Annotated in this window: 18 protein-coding genes; 12 read left to right on the forward strand and 6 right to left on the reverse strand. The window is 72.7% G+C overall.

What is annotated here, in order from left to right; translation table 11 throughout:
* Positions 1-30: 30 nt before the first annotated feature.
* Positions 31-1,890: a 2-oxoglutarate dehydrogenase, E2 component, dihydrolipoamide succinyltransferase gene (gene sucB / locus GA0070215_RS24410; RefSeq protein ID WP_091050252.1), complete on the forward strand. Its 1,860-nt coding sequence runs from the start codon at positions 31-33 to the stop codon at positions 1,888-1,890.
* Positions 1,891-1,952: 62 nt separating this feature from the next.
* Here the strand turns inward: sucB and GA0070215_RS24415 are convergent, their stop codons facing one another.
* Positions 1,953-2,168, reverse strand: a complete 216-nt coding sequence (locus GA0070215_RS24415; protein ID WP_244167130.1) for a hypothetical protein — start codon at positions 2,166-2,168, stop codon at positions 1,953-1,955.
* 259 nt (positions 2,169-2,427) lie between these two features.
* Here GA0070215_RS24415 and GA0070215_RS24420 point away from each other — a divergent pair, with 259 nt between their 5' ends.
* From GA0070215_RS24420 to GA0070215_RS24430, 3 genes are read left to right on the forward strand one after another with little or no spacing between them, the layout of a single operon-like run.
* Complete coding sequence (locus tag GA0070215_RS24420; protein WP_018785387.1) at positions 2,428-3,306, forward strand: oxidoreductase; 879 nt, start codon at positions 2,428-2,430, stop codon at positions 3,304-3,306.
* A gap of 3 nt (positions 3,307-3,309) precedes the next feature.
* Entirely contained in the window at positions 3,310-3,672 is a 363-nt protein-coding gene (locus GA0070215_RS24425; RefSeq protein WP_244167131.1) for a hypothetical protein, read from the forward strand.
* Positions 3,673-3,683: 11 nt separating this feature from the next.
* Complete coding sequence (locus GA0070215_RS24430) at positions 3,684-4,694, forward strand: aldo/keto reductase (protein WP_091050255.1); 1,011 nt, start codon at positions 3,684-3,686, stop codon at positions 4,692-4,694.
* A gap of 28 nt (positions 4,695-4,722) precedes the next feature.
* Here GA0070215_RS24430 and GA0070215_RS24435 read toward each other — a convergent pair whose 3' ends face one another.
* Positions 4,723-5,271, reverse strand: a complete 549-nt coding sequence (locus tag GA0070215_RS24435) for a PIN domain-containing protein (RefSeq protein ID WP_091050259.1) — start codon at positions 5,269-5,271, stop codon at positions 4,723-4,725.
* A gap of 11 nt (positions 5,272-5,282) precedes the next feature.
* Positions 5,283-5,753: a helix-turn-helix domain-containing protein gene (locus tag GA0070215_RS24440; RefSeq protein WP_018785391.1), complete on the reverse strand. Its 471-nt coding sequence runs from the start codon at positions 5,751-5,753 to the stop codon at positions 5,283-5,285.
* A 123-nt stretch (positions 5,754-5,876) separates the two neighbouring features.
* On the opposite strand from GA0070215_RS24440, the gene GA0070215_RS24445 reads away from it, so the two are divergent.
* Positions 5,877-6,776, forward strand: a complete 900-nt coding sequence (locus tag GA0070215_RS24445; RefSeq protein WP_018785392.1) for a TIGR01777 family oxidoreductase — start codon at positions 5,877-5,879, stop codon at positions 6,774-6,776.
* 28 nt (positions 6,777-6,804) lie between these two features.
* Here GA0070215_RS24445 and GA0070215_RS24450 read toward each other — a convergent pair whose 3' ends face one another.
* A complete protein-coding gene (locus GA0070215_RS24450; RefSeq protein WP_091050262.1) occupies positions 6,805-8,040 on the reverse strand; it encodes an extracellular catalytic domain type 1 short-chain-length polyhydroxyalkanoate depolymerase in 1,236 nt (411 codons plus the stop codon).
* A gap of 81 nt (positions 8,041-8,121) precedes the next feature.
* On the opposite strand from GA0070215_RS24450, the gene GA0070215_RS24455 reads away from it, so the two are divergent.
* From GA0070215_RS24455 to GA0070215_RS24465, 3 genes are all read left to right on the forward strand, one after another.
* On the forward strand, positions 8,122-10,026 hold the full coding sequence (locus GA0070215_RS24455) for a DUF6311 domain-containing protein (RefSeq protein WP_081635918.1): 1,905 nt from the start codon (positions 8,122-8,124) through the stop codon (positions 10,024-10,026).
* Between the two features lie 70 nt (positions 10,027-10,096).
* Positions 10,097-10,738, forward strand: a complete 642-nt coding sequence (gene lipB / locus GA0070215_RS24460; RefSeq protein WP_091050264.1) for a lipoyl(octanoyl) transferase LipB — start codon at positions 10,097-10,099, stop codon at positions 10,736-10,738.
* Between the two features lie 5 nt (positions 10,739-10,743).
* Positions 10,744-11,136, forward strand: a complete 393-nt coding sequence (locus tag GA0070215_RS24465; protein ID WP_091050268.1) for a VOC family protein — start codon at positions 10,744-10,746, stop codon at positions 11,134-11,136.
* Positions 11,137-11,644: 508 nt separating this feature from the next.
* Here the strand turns inward: GA0070215_RS24465 and aspS are convergent.
* A complete protein-coding gene (gene aspS / locus GA0070215_RS24470; protein WP_091050303.1) occupies positions 11,645-12,931 on the reverse strand; it encodes an aspartate--tRNA(Asn) ligase in 1,287 nt (428 codons plus the stop codon).
* A gap of 353 nt (positions 12,932-13,284) precedes the next feature.
* On the opposite strand from aspS, the gene lipA reads away from it, so the two are divergent.
* The 3 genes from lipA to GA0070215_RS24485 all read left to right on the forward strand — a co-directional run bounded on the left by lipA (position 13,285) and on the right by GA0070215_RS24485 (position 16,930).
* The gene (lipA, locus tag GA0070215_RS24475; RefSeq protein ID WP_167361566.1) at positions 13,285-14,331 is read left to right on the forward strand and encodes a lipoyl synthase; all 1,047 of its coding nucleotides are present in this window, start codon (positions 13,285-13,287) and stop codon (positions 14,329-14,331) included.
* A gap of 60 nt (positions 14,332-14,391) precedes the next feature.
* Complete coding sequence (locus GA0070215_RS24480) at positions 14,392-16,107, forward strand: DUF423 domain-containing protein (RefSeq protein WP_244167132.1); 1,716 nt, start codon at positions 14,392-14,394, stop codon at positions 16,105-16,107.
* A 133-nt stretch (positions 16,108-16,240) separates the two neighbouring features.
* The gene (locus GA0070215_RS24485) at positions 16,241-16,930 is read left to right on the forward strand and encodes a DUF4191 domain-containing protein (RefSeq protein ID WP_018785400.1); all 690 of its coding nucleotides are present in this window, start codon (positions 16,241-16,243) and stop codon (positions 16,928-16,930) included.
* Positions 16,931-16,991: 61 nt separating this feature from the next.
* Here the strand turns inward: GA0070215_RS24485 and GA0070215_RS24490 are convergent, their stop codons facing one another.
* Entirely contained in the window at positions 16,992-17,447 is a 456-nt protein-coding gene (locus GA0070215_RS24490; protein WP_091050279.1) for an RDD family protein, read from the reverse strand.
* Between the two features lie 129 nt (positions 17,448-17,576).
* Between GA0070215_RS24490 and GA0070215_RS24495 the strand changes: the two genes are divergently transcribed.
* The coding region (locus GA0070215_RS24495) for a glutamine synthetase beta-grasp domain-containing protein (RefSeq protein WP_091050283.1) at positions 17,577-18,529 on the forward strand (953 nt) is incomplete at its 3' end.

Below are 18,529 nucleotides of genomic sequence, written 5' to 3' on the forward strand. Positions count from 1 at the left end.
CCACCAGGGGAATGAAGGAGTCTGGAGAACATGCCGGTATCGGTCACCATGCCCCGGCTCGGCGAGAGCGTCACCGAGGGCACCGTCACGCGCTGGCTCAAGCAGGAGGGTGACACCGTCGAGGTCGACGAGCCTCTGCTCGAGGTGTCGACCGACAAGGTCGACACCGAGATCCCGTCCCCCGCGGCGGGCGTGCTGAGCCGGATCGTGGTCGGCGAGGACGAGACCGCCGAGGTCGGCAGCGAGCTGGCGGTCATCGCCGGCGAGGGCGAGGACGCGGGCGCGGCTCCCACCGAGAAGGCCGAGCCGGCCACCGAGCCGACGGCCGCCGCCGAGGGCACCGGCCCCGAGCCGGAGCAGGCCGAGGAGGCCGAGGAGGCCGCCGCCGAGCCGGGCGCCGAGGCCGAGCAGTCGGCCGTCGAGGAGCCGGCCGAGTCCGCCGCGCCGTCGGGCGAGGGCACGCCGGTGACCATGCCGGCTCTGGGTGAGAGCGTCACCGAGGGCACCGTCACCCGCTGGCTCAAGCAGGTCGGCGAGACCGTCGAGGTGGACGAGCCGCTGCTGGAGGTCTCCACCGACAAGGTCGACACCGAGATTCCGTCGCCGGTCGCCGGCACGCTGCAGGAGATCAAGGTCGCCGAGGACGAGACCGCCGACGTCGGCGCCGTGCTGGCGATCGTCGGGGCGGCCGGCGCCGCGCCCGCGAAGGCGGAGCCCAAGCCCAAGGCGGAGCCCAAGGCCGAGCCGAAGCCCGAGCCCAAGGCCGAGCCCAAGGCCGAGCCGAAGCCGGAGCCCAAGGTCGAGGAGCCGACCCCGGGCCTGTCCTACAACGAGCCGGCCGCCGAGACGGAGCAGGCCGCGCAGCCGGCCAAGGCCGAGCAGGCGGCCCAGCCGGCCGCGCCGACCGCCACGCAGCGCCCGAGCGTCCCGGCCCAGAACGGCGAGGACGCCGCCGGGTACGTGACGCCGCTGGTGCGCAAGCTCGCCGCCGAGCACGGCGTGGACCTGGGCTCGCTCAAGGGCACCGGCGTGGGTGGCCGCATCCGCAAGCAGGACGTGCTGGAGGCGGCCGAGAAGGCGAAGGCCGCCAAGGCGGCGCCCGCCGCCGCTCCGGCCGCCAAGGCCGAGGCCCCGGCCAAGCCGGCCGCCAAGCCGGAGCCGAGCGCCAAGCGGGGCACCACGGAGAAGCTGCCGCGAATCCGGGCCACCATCGCCAAGCGGATGCAGCAGTCGCTGCACGAGACGGCGCAGCTGACCACCGTCGTCGAGGTCGACGTCACCAAGGTCGCCAAGCTGCGGGCGCGGGCCAAGGACTCGTTCCAGGCCAAGCACGGCGTGAAGTTGTCCTTCCTGCCGTTCTTCGCGCTGGCCGCGATCGAGGCGCTCCAGACGTACCCGATCATCCAGGCCAGCATGGACCTGGACGGCGGCACGATCACCTACCCGGCCGCCGAGCACCTCGGCATCGCCGTGGACACCGAGCGCGGGCTGCTCGTGCCGGTCATCCACAACGCCGGTGATCTGAACATGGGCGGCATCGCCAAGCGGATCGCCGACCTGGCCGAGCGCACCCGGGCCAACAAGATCACCCCGGACGAGATGGCCGGGGCGACCTTCACGCTCACCAACACCGGCAGCCGGGGCGCCCTGTTCGACACCCCGATCGTGCCGTCGCCGCAGTCGGCGATGCTCGGCACGGGGGCCGTGGTGAAGCGCCCGGTCGTGGTCAACGACGCGGAGCTGGGTGAGGTCGTCGCGATCCGGTCGATGGTCTACCTGGCCATGTCGTACGACCACCGGCTGATCGACGGCGCCGACGCAGCCCGCTTCCTCACCGCGGTGAAGGAGCGGCTGGAGGGCGGCAACTTCGAGGCCGAGCTGGGTCTGTAGATCCGAGACGGCGAGGGGGCGTGCGGCGACATGCCGCGCGCCCCCTCCGTCGTTTCCGCGGGTCAGCCGCGCAGGTGCTCCTCGGAGACGATCCAGAGCCGCTCGGCGGCCTCCGGGTCGCGGGCGTACGGCGCCCAGCCGGTGCGCGTGCCGGGCTGGTTCGGACCGGCCTCCTGACAGTCCTCGAAGTACCGGCCGCCGACGCCGTCGAGCAGCGGCGAGGCGGCGACGCTGCTGCTGGTCGGCGCGCTGCTACCACCGAAGATCGACGATCTCATCCTGATCATCGCCCTGGGCGAGTCGGTCATCTCCGTCGGCGTGGGCAGCAACCTGCTCGGCCAGCCGCCCACCTGGCCGGCATGGCAGCGGCGGCACTCGGCATCTGCTTCACCACCGCGCTCTGGTGGGCGCACTACGACATGGTCGGGCCCGCTGGCACGACAGGCGCATCAAAGGGCGGGTGAACCAGCTGCCCGCCGCCTCCGTGGTACCTGTCGGCCCCACCGTGGGGCCACAGACGAGGGATACGGGGACCGCATGACCATCGACTCCGTCCACGCCGGCGCGGCCGGCACCTGGCAGCTCGGCGACCTGACCGTCAACCGCATGGGCCTGGGCGCGATGCGGCTGACCGCGAACGCCGACGGCAGTCCGAGCGACCGGGACCGGGCCGTCGCCGTACTGCGCCGCGCCGTCGAGCTGGGCGTCAACCACATCGACACGGCCGCGTTCTACTTCTCGCCGCTGCGCTCGGCCAACGAGCTGATCAGCCGGGCGCTGTGGCCGTACCCGGAGGATCTGGTCATCGTGACCAAGGTCGGGCCCGGCAAGGATCCGTCCGGGCAGTGGCTGCCGGCGGCCCGGCCGGACCAGTTGCGCGGGCAGGTGGAGGAGAATCTGCGCCAGCTCGGCCGCGACCACCTGGACGTGGTGAACCTGCGGGTACACGGCCCGGAACCGCTGTCCGAGCACTTCGGCGCGCTGGCCGAGCTGCGCGACGCCGGGCTGATCCGGCACCTCGGCGTCTCCGCGGTACGCCCGCACCAGGTCGCCGAGGCGCGCGCCATCGCGCCGGTGGTGTGCGTGCAGAACTCGTACGGCCTGGGCTACCGCCGTCAGCACGACGAGCTGATCCGGGACTGTGCGGCGCACGGCACCGCGTTCGTGCCGTTCTTCTCCCTCGTCACCAGCGGCCGGGAGGCCGGTGCCACCGGCGAGGAACACACGGAGGTGCACGCGGTGGCCCGGGAGCACGGTGTGACGGCGGCCCAGGTCCGGCTGGCCTGGACGCTGGCCCGGGGCCCGAACGTGCTCGCCATCCCCGGCACCGGCGACCCGGCCCACCTGGAGCAGAACGTCGCCGCCGCCGGGCTGCGCCTGTCCCCCGCCGACCTGGCCCGGCTCGACGGCGTGTGACGCGTGTTAATAAGGGGCCCTTTCACCTCCTCAGGCGTTAAGAAGGGGCCCTTCCTTACGGCGCTGGTCCAGCACGTCGCCGTCACCGACGACGCGGAGGCGGCCGCCGCCGGGACGGCCGCCGAGACCGGGCTCACCCCGGCGGAGGTGCTGGCCACACCGTTCGTGCTGGCGGGGACGCCCGACGAGATCGTCGCGGCGGTGGCCGGGCACCGGCGCCGCTGGGGCGTCACCCGCTTCGTGGTACGCGCCGGAGCGGTCGAGGCGCTCGCCCCGCTCCTGCCCCGGCTGGCGGGGCTGGCGGGGCTGGCGGGGCTGGCGGGGCTGGCGGAAAAAGAGCTGGACTTCGAGCACACTCGAAAGTGAACACTTGGCGCATGACGACGACACGGCGGCTGGGCCGCAGCGGCATCGAGGTCAACGCGATCGGCATGGGCTGCTGGGCGATCGGCGGTCCGCTCTGGGACGGCACCCAACCGCTCGGCTGGGGCGAGGTGGACGACGACGAGTCGGTGCGTACCGTCCACCGAGCCCTGGACCTGGGCGCGACGCTGTTCGACACCTCCAGCAACTACGGTGCGGGGCACAGCGAGCGGGTGCTCGGGCGCGCGCTCGCCGGTCGCCGGGACCGGGCGGTCATCGCCACCAAGTTCGGCTACCCCACCGACGAGGAGACCCGCCAGGCCCTCGGCGAGGACGCCACAGCGGACTACGCGCGGCGCAGCCTGGAGGGTTCGCTGCGCCGGCTCGGCACCGACCACGTCGACCTCTACCAGCTCCACCTGGGCGGCCTGCCGGTGCCGCGGGCGCTGGACCTCGTCGGCACCCTGGAGGACCTGGTCGCCGAGGGGAAGATCCGGGCGTACGGCTGGAGCACCGACGACCCCGCCTCGGCGCGCGCCTTCGCCGAGGCCGGACCGCACTGCGCGGCGATCCAGCACGACCAGTCGGTGCTGCGGGACAACGCCGCCGTGCTCGCGGTCTGCGCGGAGTTCGACCTCGCCGCCCTGAACCGGGGACCGCTGGCGATGGGCCTGCTCACCGCGAAGTACCAGGACGCGCCGGTCGCCCGGGGCGGCGACGACGTGCGCGGTGTGGCCCCGGAGTGGCTGGACTGGTTCACCGGCGGCGTACCGCGCGCCGAGTGGGCGCAGCGGGTGGCCCGGGTCCGCGAGGCGCTGACCGCCGACGGCCGCACCCTCGCCCAGGGCGCGCTCGGCTGGCTGCTCGCGCGCAGCCCGCACACCCTGCCGATCCCCGGCTGCCGGACCGTCGCGCAGGCGGAGGAGAACCTCGGCGCGCTGACGTACGGGCCGTTGCCGCAGGACGCGTTCGCCGAGGTGGAACGCCTGCTCGCCGACCTGCGTACCGCCCCGGCCGACGCCTGACCGCCCGGTCCCTTTCGCGGGGTCCGCCTCAGAGGTGTCGGCGGACCTCCGCGGCGAACCGGGGCAGGCCGGTGCGTCCCAGCAGTACGAGCAGACCCGGTACGGTCGTCGGCTCCTTGCGGTAGGCGGCCGCCTGGCGGTGCAGGACGTCGAGTGTCTGCCCCGGATAGAGGTCCAGCTGGTCGAGCAGGAAGTCGTCCGGGTGCACCGCCACGATGTCGAAGGACTTGAGCGACGGCTCGGGAAAGTCACCGACATTGAACGTGACCAGCACCTCCGCGTTCGCCCGGACGGCGGCGGCGAGCACGTGCCGGTCCTTGGGGTCGTTGGACATGCCGTCGATCAGCGACTCGTATCCGCTGACCATAGCGTCCGGAAACGCCTCGGCCATGTGGCCGAGCCGACGGTCGACCCGCTCCTCCGCGATGCCTCGTGCGATCAGGTTGCGTCGCAACTCGTCCAGCACGTCCCTGGACCAGAGGGGTCGGTAGGCGGCGACCTCGGCCAGCCGCAGCAGGGTGTCGCATAGATGCGCCGGGTAGAGGACGCAGGTGTCGAGAAACGCCGGGAACGCCACTCAGGTCACGCTCATCTCGTCCTGCGGGGCGTGGAGGTCGCGTCGTACAGGCCGTCGTCCTCGGCTTCGGCGGTCATCCGGTCGAGTGTCCGGCGGCGCGCCTGCCGGGTCCGCTCCTGGTAGTCGAGAACGTCCCGGAGCATGACTCGACGGTGACGGCCGCGCATCGTGTGCGGCATCTCACCCTCGGACAGCAACCGGACCAGCGTGGGCCGGGAGATGTTGAGAAGGTCTGCCGCCTCTTGGGTCGTCAACATCGTGTTGTGCGGTGCGATGGAGATCGCGAGGCCCTCGGACAACACTGTCACGACGTCCCGCAGCACCCCGTACAACTCGTCCGGGATCTCGATCTCGGATCCGTCCGGCCCGACCAGCCTGGCCCGCGCACGACCGCCGGCGTTCCGCAGTTCCTGCACGAACCGGGCCAGCTCGGCGGGGTCGTCCGGGGGGAGGACCGTACGTTCACGCAGGGCGCTACTCATGACGCAAGCGTATCGCTATTCGAAAAAAACGCAACGCGTTCAGTGCGTGCAACCGGCGGGCGTGACGAGTGAGTGATTTCGCTCAACGCATCCGAATCGCGCTCCGTACTCGAAGATGGGAGCATGCGGATCCTCATGGCCGGCGCGTCCGGTTTCCTCGGCACCCGACTGGTCGACTGCCTCGCCGCCGACGGCCACCAGGTCACCCGCCTGGTCCGCCGCCCGCCACGCACGCCCGCCGAACGGCAGTGGAACCCGTCCGCCGCGCAGCTCGACCCGCAGTGCGTCGCCGACGCCGACGCGGTGGTGAACCTGGCGGGCGCGGGCGTGGGCGACAAGCGCTGGAACGACGAGTACCGGAAGCTGATCCGGACCAGCCGGGTGGACAGCACCACCACGCTCGCCATCACGATCGCCGGCCTGCCCGCCGCCGACCGGCCGACGGTGCTGCTCAACTCCTCCGCCGTCGGCTGGTACGGCAACACCGGCGACCGGGCGGTCACCGAGGAGGCGCCTGCGGGTGAGGGGTTCCTCGCCGACGTCTGCCGGGTCTGGGAGGCCGCGACCCGGCCGGCCGAGGACGCCGGGGTACGGGTGGTGCGCCTGCGTACGGGCCTGCCGCTGCACCGCGACGGCGGCCTGCTCAAGCCGCAACTGCTGCCGTTCCGGCTCGGCGTCGGCGGCAAGCTGGGCAGCGGGCGGCAGTGGCTGCCGTGGATCTCGATGCGGGACTGGCTCGACGCCGCGGCGTTCCTGCTGGCCCGCGGCGACGTGGCCGGCCCGGTGAACGTGGTCGGACCGGCGCCGGTCACCAATGCCGAGTTCACCCGGGAACTGGCCCGGCAGCTGCACCGTCCGGCGATCATGCCGATTCCGGCGGTGGCGCTGAAGGTGGCGCTCGGCGGTTTCGCGCAGGAGGCGCTCACCAGCACGCGGGTGCTGCCCGGTGTGCTCGGCAAGGCGGGCTTCTCCTGGACGCACCCGGACCTGCCGGGCGCGTTGCGCGCCGCCCTCGCCGAGTGAGCGGGCGAGGGCGGCGCGGCGCGGCGGGTCAGCAGCCGATCACCCAGTACGCGGGTCCGGTCTGCTTCAGCGTGCTCGTGTAGAAGGTGTTGTAGAGGCCCATCCGCTGCCCGCTGCCGAGCGCGTAGGCGTATCCGCCGGACTGGTAGGCCCGCCCGGCCACGACGTGCCCGTAGTTGCTGGCGGTGACGCAAACCGGCGCGCTGGTCGGCGTGGGCGAGGGCGTCGGCGACGCGGTCGGCTTGGGCGACGCGGTCGCCGTCGGGGTCGGGCTGGGCGAGGAGCCGCCACCGCCGAGTCCGAAGAAGACCGCGTCCCGGTACGTCGAACAGATGGTGTCCAGGAAGTACGCTCCGGCGGTGCCGCACTGGTCCGTGCCGGAACCCGGGTCGACGGGGGTGCCGTGGCCCATCCCGGAGACCCGGTAGAGGCGGACCTGGTCGCTGCCGTACACCTCCAGGCTCGTGCCGGCCGGCAGCGTGGACGTGCTGGTCGGGGTGGCCGAGACGCCCAGCACGTTCGTCCACTGGTCCCGCGACTCGACGGCGTTCGCGGTGGCCACCGTGGTGTCGCTGGTGCCGTGCCAGATCGCCACCCGGGGGCGTTTGCCGGTGTAGCCGGAGTACGCGCCGCGAACCAGGTCGCCCCACTGCGCCGGGGTCTTGTTCACACCCGGGTTCATGCAGCTGAACGCGTTGACCATGCTGGTGGCGCAGCGGTACGGGATGCCGGCGATGATCGAGCCGGCGGCGAAGACGTCCGGGTACGTCGCGAGCATTGTGGCGCTCATCGCGCCACCGGCGGAGAGACCGCTGACGTAGACGCGGGCGCCGTCGGTGCCGTAGGTGTTCTTGGCGTAGTCGACCATCTGCTTGATCGACAGCGCCTCGCCCTGGCCGCGCGCGGTGTCGCCGGTCTCGAACCAGTTGAAGCAGGAGTTGGCGTTGTTGCCGCTGGGCTGCTGCGGCGCGATGAGCGTGAACTTCCACTGGTCGGCGTACTTCTGCCAGCCGGAGTTGGCGACGTACGTCGAGGCGTTCTGCACGCAGCCGTGCAGCAGCACCACGGCGGGCGCACCGGCGGGCAGGCCGTCCGGGCGGTACGCGTACATGGCCAGGTTGCCGGGGTTGGACCCGAACCCGGTGACCGGGGTCAGCGAGGCGGCCTGGGCGGGGAGGGCGGCGACCAGCGCGGTGGCCGCGGCCAGCACGACCCCGGCCGCCGCCCCGGCGACGCGGGCGATGAGGGATGAGGAGCGGGGCACGGGGGACCTCCCGATCGTGGAATGTGAACTGAGTCACCTCCGAGTTGCCGCGACGTTACGGCCGTGTTTCATCACACCGGAATGGCCGCCGCTCACACATCTACGGCCACCGAAGTGTGCGGCGAGTTCCGGGTCCGGGCGGTCTGCCCAGGTCCGGTTGGTAACGTCCGCTGCGTGCCCTCCTCCCTGTCCCCGGCCGCCGGCCCGGCGCCGACGCGCGCCCGCGACCGGCGCGCCGACCTGCTGGTCACGCTCGCCGCACTGGCCCTGGCCCTCTGGGTGACGAGTGGCATGTGGCGGGATCCGAACAGCCGCGCGATCACGGTCAACTCCAGCGACCAGGCGCTGTTCGAGTGGCTGCTGGCGTTCGGCGGGCACACGCTGACGCACGGACAGAACCCCCTGTTCACCACGCTGATCAACGTTCCGGACGGGGTGAACCTCGCGGTCAACACCTCGATCACCGTGTACGCCGCGGTCTTCGCACCGCTGACGTACCTCATCGGGCCGCCCGCGACGTTCCTGGTGATCCTCACGCTCAACCTGGCCGCGACGGCGGTGGCCTGGTACTGGCTGCTCAGCCGCCACCTGGTGGGCAGCCGGCTGGCCGCCGGCGTGGGCGCCCTGTTCATCGCCTTCTGCCCGGCGATGGTGTCGCACGCGAACGCGCACCTGAACTGGACCGCCGGCTGGCTGGTGCCGCTGCTGATCTGGGGCGTGTTCCGGCTTCGGCGCCCGGGCCGGGCGGTCACCGGCGGGGTCGTGCTCGGCCTGCTGGTCGCGGTCGCCTTCTCGATCGCCGCCGAGGGGCTGTTCTTCACCGCGCTGGCGCTCGGGGTGTTCCTCGCGGTGTGGGCGCTGCACCCGGCCCGCCGGTCCGAGGTACGTGCCGCGCTGCCCCGGCTGGCCGCCGGGCTCGGCGTGACCGCGCTCGTCGCCGGGGTGCTGCTGGCGTACCCGCTGTGGCTGCACTTCCTCGGACCGCAGCGGTTCCACGGCACCGGGTTCGACCCACTGATCCACTCCGAGGACATCGCCGCGTACGGGTCGTACCCGCGCCGGTCACTGGCCGGGTGGGCCGGGTGGGGCACCTCGCTGGCACCAAACCCGACGGAGGAGAACTCGTTCTTCGGCGTACCGCTGCTCGTGCTCGCCGTCGCCTGCTTCGCGCTGCTGTGGTGGCGCGCGGACCGGGCGTTCCGGGCCACGCTGGCCGCGCTCGGGGTGACCGCCGTGGTCTTCGCGGTGCTGTCCTGGGGGCCGACCGTGAAGTGGAACGGCCGCCGCTTCGACCAGACGCTGCCGTTCGGGGTGCTGGACAACCTGCCGGTGATCAACGCGGCGCTGCCGTCCCGGCTGGCGCTCGTCGTCGCGCCGGTCATCGGCCTGCTGCTGGCGTACGCGATCGACACGCTGCGCGCCCGGCCGCCACGGCACCGGGTGAGCGGGCTCGCCTGGACGCTCGGCTTCGTCGCCGCGCTGCTGCCGCTGGTGCCGACCCCGCTGCTGACCAGCGTCCGGGAACCGATCCCGGCGTTCATCACCAGCGGCGCGTGGCAACGCTACGTCCCGCCCGACGGGGTGCTGACCCCGCTGCCGCTGACCGTCGACGTCTACCCGGACGGGCAGCGCTGGCAGGCGCACGCGCTCGCCCACCGGCAGGGTGAGTTCCGCATCCCGGCCGGCTTCTTCCTCGGGCCGGGCGGGCCGGAGGGCCGGGGCCGGATCGGCCCGGTGCCGCGCACCTTCGACTCGCTGATGGACCAGGCCGGAAAGACCGGGCTGGTGCCGATCATCACCGACGGCAGCATCCGGGCGTCGCAGGCGGACCTGCGCTACTGGGGGGTACGCGCGGTCGTGCTGCCCGACCGGGTGCACGGCGCCAAGTACGACGTCGACGAGGAGGCGCTGCGGCGCACCGCCACCGCACTGCTCGGCCCGCCCGAGCGGGTGGAGGACGTCTGGCTGTGGCGGGTGCCCGCCTGATCGCCGCCGCGGCGCGACGGCGACGAGGCTCACGGGTCCGGTTCCCGCAGGGCGGGACTAGGCTGGACGGGTGAGCGTGACGACTTCCGGGCTGACCGCTGTCCGCGCCGGCCTGCTCGACTACCAGGCCGCCTGGGACGAGCAGCGCCGACTGCACGAGTCGGTGGTGGCCGGCGAGCAGGGCGACACGGTGCTGCTGCTGGAGCACCCCAGCGTCTACACCGCCGGCAAGCGCACCGAGCCGTGGGACCGGCCGATGGACGGCACCCCGGTAGTGGACGTGGACCGCGGCGGGAAGATCACCTGGCACGGTCCGGGGCAGTTGGTCGGCTACCCGATCGTCCGGCTGCCCGACCCGGTCGACGTGGTCGCGTACGTCCGGCGCACCGAGCAGCTGCTGATCGACGTCTGCGCCGAGTTCGGCCTGGCCGCCGGCCGGGTCGAGGGGCGCAGCGGCGTGTGGGTGCCGGAGGACGACAGGGGGCCGGCCCGCAAGGTGGCCGCCATCGGCATCCGGGTGGCCCGCGGGGTCACGCTGCACGGCTTCTCCGTCAACTGCGACTGCGACCTGGGTTTCTTCGACCGGATCGTGCCCTGCGGCATCCGCGACGCCGGAGTCACCTCGCTGACCGCCGAGCTGGGCCGGCCGATCACCGTCGCCGACGTGCTGCCGGTGGTCGAGCGGCACCTGCCGACGCTGACGCGGGCCTGAGCCCGGTGCGGCTCGACCTGGTCACGCTCGTCGTGGCCGAGTACGACCCGGCCATCGCGTTCTTCACCGAGGTGCTCGGCTTCGAGCTGGCCGAGGACACGCCCTCGCTGACGAACGACGGCCGGCCCAAGCGCTGGGTTGTCGTACGCCCGCCGGGCGGCGGCACCGGCCTGCTGCTGGCCCGGGCGGACGGGGAGCACCAGGCCGGCGCGGTGGGCGACCAGACCCACGGCCGGGTGGGCTTCTTCCTCCAGGTCGACGACTTCGAGGCGGTGTACCGGCGGATGCTCGACGCGGGCGTCGAGTTCGTCCGGCCGCCCCGCACCGAGCCGTACGGCCGGGTCGCGGTCTTCCGCGACATCGCCGGCAACCCCTGGGACCTGCTCGGCCCGGCCTGACCGCTCCCCTGCCTCCCTCGCCTCCGAACCCTCGTCCCACCCGAGCCGCCCGCCTGTGCGGTCTGCGTGGTCCCGCCCTCGGCCACCGCGCATCCGGTCCGCGCATCCGGTCCGCGCATCCGGTCGGCGGCGCGGCGGCGGCCGGTCCGTATCGCCAACCGCTCAGGACCATCCGCCATCGATCACGGTAGGTGACAATGCCGCGCCCACCGCGGGTGGCCTCCCGCCGACTTTGCTCTGCAGCCGGATCCGCAACAGTCACTCCTGGTCGACTGTTGCGTCATGGGCTGCAGAGCAAAGTGCGCAGACACCCTTCCCTCCCTCCCGAGGCCCGTTCGACATAACCCCAGCTCAGCGCGACCTGGCGGCGTCGAGGGCATCCCAGCCACTCCGAACCCGCCCTCACCGAGCGTGACGGCGAGGCGCGCCGACCTCTCATCACTCTCGGTGGTCGAACGGAACCGGTTCGGGAGGGCGGCAGCTTCGGCGAGCCCACGCCCCGCCGCCGTCAGGGCGTGAGGCGGTGCAGGTCGCGCGGGAAGGCGGTCACCTCCCGGACGTTCGCCGCGCCGACCAGCCGCGCGACGAACCGCTCCAGCCCGATCGCGAAACCGCCGTGCGGTGGCATGCCGTGCCGGAACGCGTCCACGTACCCGGCGTACGGCTCCACCGGCTCGCCCCGCGCCGCCAGGGCGGCCAGGTAGTCGGCGTGCCGGTGCAGCCGCTGCCCGCCGGTGACCAGCTCCACGCCCCGGAACAACAGGTCGAAACCGTTCGAGTACGCGGGCCGGGCCGGGTCCGGGTGGGTGTAGAAGGGGCGCTTCGCCATCGGGTACCCGGTGACGAAGAGGAAGTCGCTGCCGTACTCGCGCAGTGCCCACTCCCCCAGCGCCCGCTCGTGCCCCGGCGCCAGGTCGGGTTCGTCGGCCGGCGCCCCGGCGATCTTCAGCGCCTCGGTGAAGTGCACCGCCGGGATCTCGTCCGGCACCGCGGGCGCCGTCACGCCGAGCGTGGCCAGCGCACCGCCGGCCCGATCGCCGACGGTCGCCACCATCCCGGCCAGGGTGTCCCGCAGCACCGCCATCACGTCCCGGTGGTCGGCCACGAATCCCAGCTCGACGTCGAGCGAGGTGTACTGGGCCAGGTGACGCGCCGTGTCGTGCGGCTCGGCGCGGAACACCGGCCCCACCTCGTAGACCCGTTCGAAGACGCCGACCATGAGCTGCTTGTAGAACTGCGGCGACTGGGCCAGGTAGGCGGGCCGACCGAACCAGTCCAACGCGAACACGTTCGCGCCGCTCTCGGTGGACGAGGCGACCACCTTCGGCGTGTGCACCTCGACGAAGCCCTGCCCGTCGAGCGTGGCCCGGAAGCCGGACACGGCCGCCGCCGAGATCCGCAGCGCGGCGGATCGGCTCGGGTGCCGCAACGCGGTCGGCGCGTGGTCGAGCTGGGTGGGCAGGGTGGCGGCGAGCACCGGCCGGTACAGGTCGAACGGAGGCGGAACGGCGGGCGGCCCGAGCGGACGTACCGTCGGCTCGACGACCTCGACCCCGGCGGGCGCGGCGGGGTTCGCGGCCACGGTGCCGACCACCTCGACGACCGTCTCCTCGGTGAGCGTCTCGATCTGCTCCCGCACGGCGGGCGCGGCCACCACCACCTGGGCGAGCCCGGCGGCGTCGCGGAGGATCAGGAAGGCCACCGACTTGAGCAGCCGGCAGCGGTGGACCCAACCGGCGAGCCGCACGGTGGCGCCCACATGGGCGGGGAGTTGGGTGGACAGGATGCGTTGCACGACTACCTCCTTGACCAATCGCAACGCGATCCCCAGGGAGGTGTGGGCGAGCGGGAACCTCGCGGTGCCACCACACCTTCGCCCCCGCCGGAGCGGGAGCCTCGTTCGTCGCCTTTTCACCGGGGCCGGCCGGGCGGGCTCTACTGGGCGCGTCGCGCCGTTCTTCCCGCAGCTCGGGAGGGTCTTCGCGGGCCGGTGCCAGACCGCCTCGCAGCAACCGGCGGCTCTCTCGACTGGCGGATCGGCCCGTTACTCGGCTCCGTCACAGCTCTGCCCGGCACGCTAGCACCGCACCCGCCGCGCTGTGACCGGTTTTTTTCGCCCCTGGTGTCCGGTGTCACAGCGATTCCGGCGTGACGGCCGTCGCCCGCCGTTCATCGACCGGCGCCGACCGGCGTACGCTCGGTTTTGTGACGATCGAGCAATCCGCGCCGACGACTGAGCAGCCTGCGCGCCCCGCGACGGTCGCCCCGGAGGGGCGGCGCATGCTGCGGATCGAGGCACGCAACGCCGAGACGCCGATCGAGCGCAAGCCGCCATGGATCAAGGTGAAGGCCAAGATGGGCCCGGAGTACACCCAGTTGCGCGGGCTCGTCTCGCGCGAAGGGCTGCACACCGTGTGCCAGGAGGCCGGCTGCCCCAACATCTACGAGTGCTGGGAGGACCGGGAGGCCACCTTCCTCATCGGTGGTGACCAGTGCACCCGGCGCTGCGACTTCTGCCAGATCGACACCGGCAAGCCGGCCGAGTTCGACGCCGACGAGCCGCGCCGCGTCGCCGAGTCGGTCGCCGCGATGGGGCTGCGTTACGCGACCATCACCGGTGTCGCCCGCGACGACCTGCCCGACGGTGGGGCCTGGCTCTACGCCGAGACGGTCCGGCAGATCCACGCGCTCCAGTCCGGCTGTGGTGTCGAGCTGCTGATCCCCGACTTCAACGCCGTACCCGAGCAGCTCGCCGAGGTCTTCGGCTCGCGGCCCGAGGTGCTGGCGCACAACGTGGAGACCGTGCCGCGCATCTTCAAGCGGATCCGCCCGGCGTTCCGCTACGAGCGCTCGCTTGACGTGATCCGCCAGGCGCGGGCCGACGGCCTGGTCACCAAGAGCAACCTGATCCTCGGCATGGGCGAGGAGCGCGCCGAAGTGTCCCAGGCGCTGCGCGACCTGCACGAGGCGGGCTGCGAGCTGATCACCGTCACGCAGTACCTGCGACCTTCCCCCCGGCACCACCCGGTGACCCGCTGGGTCAAGCCGGAGGAGTTCGTCGAGCTGCACGAGGAGGCCGAGGAGATCGGCTTCGCGGGCGTGATGAGCGGCCCGCTGGTCCGCTCGTCGTACCGGGCGGGTCGGCTCTACCAGCAGGCGCTCGCCGCCCGCGAGCAGGTCGCCGTCGCCGGCTGAGGCCGGCCGGACACCGCGTCACCCACCGCCGGCCACCCGCCGGATGCCATGATCACAGGCATGACCGCCGGGGTACGCGAGGAGCCACGCGAGACAGCACACCCTCGTACGCCCCGGCGGCTGCCGTTGCCGACACTGCTCGCCCTGCTCGTCGGGTTCGCCGGGGTGGGCTACCGGCTGGCGCTGCTGTTCGCCGACGTGCCGCCCACGAACAGCGACGAGGCGACGATGGGGCTGGCCGCCCTGCACATCGCCCGCGGCGACGACTTCCCGATCTGGTTCTACGGCCAGGCCTACATGGGCACGCTGGAGGCGTACCTGGCCGCGCCGCTGGTCGCGCTGGCCGGACCGTCGGTGCTCGTGCTGCGGCTGCCCACGCTGGCGCTGTACGCCTCGTTCCTGCTGCTGTCCTGGCGGCTGACCCGGCGGCTCGGCGGCGACCGCTGGTACGCCCTGCTCGTCGTCGCCGTGCTGGCGCTCGGCTCGGACCGGGTGGTGAAGAACCAGCTGATCGCCGGTGGCGGCTATCCGGAGCTGAACCCGGCCGGTGCGGCGCTGGCGCTGCTGACGGTCGGGCTCTGCCTGACCGGGGCGGGCGCGCGGCTGCCCCGTTGGGCGGCCTGGGGCCTGATCTGCGGGGTGCTGCTCTGGGTGGACCCGCTGATCCTGCCGTACGTGCTGACGCTCGGCGCGCTGCTGGTGGCCCGGCGGTGGCGGGAACTGGCCGGGCGGGCCGGGGTGGTGCTGACCGGCGCGCTGCTGCTGGGCGCGGCCCCGATGCTCGTGGACAGCATCGGGCACGGCCGCAACCCGGCGACCGCGGTGCTGGCCGCAGGTGGCACGGGCGCGCCGTCGGACTGGGCGGACCGGCTGCACGGCGCGCTGGTCCTCGGTCCGTCGCTGGCGACGGGCTTCTGCTCACCCGGCCGGTGCGCCACCTGGCAGCTCTGGTGGGCGGTGGCGTTCCCGGTGCTGCTGGTGCTCGCCGCGCTCACCGCCTGGCACACCCTGCGCCGCGTCGGCGGCGGTCCGGGCTCGGCGGAGCGGGTGTCGGCCGGGGTGCGGCTGGCGCTGCTCGGCGGCGCGGCCGGGGTCATCGCCGCGTACGCGGTGAGCAACGCGGCCGGGCAGACGCCGATCGAGAGCAGCCGTTACCTGTCGTGCCTGGCGGTCGCCCTACCAGCCCTGTTCTGGCCACTGCGGCAGGCCGCCCGCACGCTCGCCGCACACCGGCTGACGGCGCAGCGCCAGTTCGCCGAGGTGGCGGCATCGGGGGAGGGCGGATACCGCCACCCCCCCGAAGTGGAGTCGATCAAGGCGACGGGCGGGCGGCCGGCCGGGAGGATGGCCCGGATGGCGGGGATCGGGGCGCTGACGGTTGTCGCGGGGGTGCTCGGCACCGGCGTGGCGGCCACCGTGGACGTGGTGCGGACCGCGCCCGACGTGCACGCCGAGGCCGACCGGCACCGGTCACTCGTGGACACGCTCGGCGCGCTCGGCGTGCGGAACGTCCGCGGCGGCTACTGGACGTGCAACCGGCTCACCTACGCGACCGGCGAGAACGTGGTCTGCGCCGTGGTCGACGACGACCTGAGCCCCGGTTTCGACAGGCTGCCCGCGTACCGGCGGGAAGTGGCCGCCGACCCGGACGCGGCGTGGGTGGCACCGGTCGGCTCGCCGCTGGCCGCGCGGCTGGACGAGCGCGTCGGCGCCGAATCGGGGGCGCTCGACGTCGTCACCGTGGCCGGCTGGCGGATCTACCTGCCGCGCCGCTGACCCGGACCCGGCGCGGATTCGCCTCCTTACCGGCGGGCCGGTTCGGGCCGGTACGGCGGCAAGGTACTCAGCCCGCGGCGGAACAGGCGGCCACGGATCAACGTGATGCGCGCCGACCACTAGACTCTGCGGCATGGCAAAGCCCCAGGAGAAGGTCTCGTTCGGCCAGCGGCTGAAGCAGATCGGGATGGTGTTCCGGTTCACCGCCAAGCAGGACAAGTGGTTCGCGCCGCTGACCGCTGCGGCGGTGCTGATCCCGCTCGCGCTCACCGTGGTCGCGGTGCTCGCCTGGGGCTGGATCTGGCTGCCGATCGGCATCCTGCTCGCCCTGCTCGCCGTGCTGATCGTGCTCAACCTGCGCTCCAACAAGGCGATGATGAACGCCGCCGAGGGGCAGCCGGGCGCGGCGGCGCAGATCATGGAGAGCATGCGCGGCGACTGGCGGGTCACCCCGGCGGTCAGCTCCACCACGCAGATGGACATGGTGCACCTGGTGGTGGGCCGGCAGGGCGTGATCCTGCTGGCCGAGGGCAACCCGCAGCGCGTCCGTGGCCTGCTCGGCCAGGAGAAGCGCCGCCTCGCGAAGGTGATCGGCACGGCTCCGCTGCACGACTACGTGATCGGGCAGGGCGAGGGTGAGTTGCCGGTCCGCAAGCTGCGGATGACGCTGATGCGGCTGCCGCGTGCCCTGTCCCCGAAGGACGTCAACGCCCTCGACAAGCGGCTCAAGGCGCTCACCGCACGGCCGCAGATGCCCAAGGGCGCGATCCCGAAGAACATGCGGCCGGCGCGTGGCGCGTTCCGGCAGACCCGGGGTCGCTGACCTGCGGCGTACACGGAAAGGAGCCGGTCCCCGTGCGGGGCCGGCTCCTTGTTCGTCCGGGTCAGCGGCGCGGGGCGTCGGTGACGACCGACCCGGCGAGCCGGTCGTGCAGGCCGCGCCGGTGCTCGTCCATCAGCAGGGCCGGCACCACGAGGGCCAGCAGGAGGCCGCGCAGCAGCCCCCGGAGCAGCCCGATCCGGCCGCCGTCGGCCCAGGACACGCAGCGCAGCCGGGTCAGGTACATGCCGGGGGTCTGGGCGAACAGGCCGATGAAGAAGCCGTACTCCAGGATCAGCACCAGGACCGGCGGCCAGCCGTCGCGGACCGGGTCGGAGAAGGCCCGGGCCACCATCAGGCACAGCACCCAGTCGATGACCAGGGCGCCGAAGCGGCGGCCGAGGCTGGGCGGGGTGAAGGCGGGGTCGGTGGCGGGCGGCACCGGTGCGGCGGCGGTATCGGTCACAGCGGCCAGGGTAGCGCCGCTCCCATCCTTGACGAAAAATACGACATACAGCATCAGAGCGTGCCGGGATGACGCTCCGCAAGCGACGTAACACGGCGGAAACAGACGAGACACGGCCGGGCAACCCCCCGGTCATAGCGTCGCCAGTAGCCAGCTACCGGAGTGGACCTGCCAGGAGGACGTGTGTTCGCCAATTCCGAGGAACTCCTGCGATACCTCGCCAACGAGGACGTGAAGTTCGTCGACGTACGTTTCTGTGACCTGCCCGGCGTGATGCAGCACTTCAACCTGCCGGTCGAGTCGTTCGACGACAGTGTCTTCACCGACGGCCTCGCCTTCGACGGATCCTCGATCCGCGGCTTCCAGGCCATCCACGAGTCCGACATGCTGCTGCTGCCGGACGTCGCCACCGCCTTCATCGACCCGTTCCGGGCGCAGAAGACGCTGGCGCTGAACTTCTTCATCCACGACCCGTTCACCCGCGAGGCGTACTCCCGCGACCCGCGCAACGTGGCGAAGAAGGCCGAGGCCTACCTCGCCGCCAGCGGTATCGCCGACACCGCGTACTTCGGCGCCGAGGCGGAGTTCTACATCTTCGACTCGATCCGCCACGAGACCTCCGCGCACCAGTCGTTCTACTACATCGACTCGATCGAGGGCGCCTGGAACAGCGGCCGGATCGAGGAGGGCGGCAACCGCGGCTACAAGACCGCGTACAAGGGCGGCTACTTCCCGGTGCCCCCGGTGGACCACTACGCCGACCTGCGCGACCGGATCGTGCGGCGCCTCGTCGACGGCGGCTTCACCGTCGAGCGCTCGCACCACGAGGTCGGCACCGCCGGCCAGTCGGAGATCAACTACAAGTTCTCCACCCTGCTGCACGCCGCCGACCAGCTCCAGCTGTTCAAGTACATCGTCAAGAACGAGACCTGGGCCGCCGGCAAGACCGCGACGTTCATGCCGAAGCCGCTGTTCGGTGACAACGGCTCCGGCATGCACACCCACCAGAGCCTCTGGCGCGGCGGCGAACCGCTGTTCTACGACGAGACCGGCTACGCCGGCCTGTCCGACACCGCCCGCTGGTACATCGGCGGCCTGCTGCACCACGCCCCGTCGCTGCTCGCCTTCACCAACCC

Source organism: Micromonospora marina (genome assembly GCF_900091565.1).
Taxonomy (GTDB): domain Bacteria; phylum Actinomycetota; class Actinomycetes; order Mycobacteriales; family Micromonosporaceae; genus Micromonospora; species Micromonospora marina.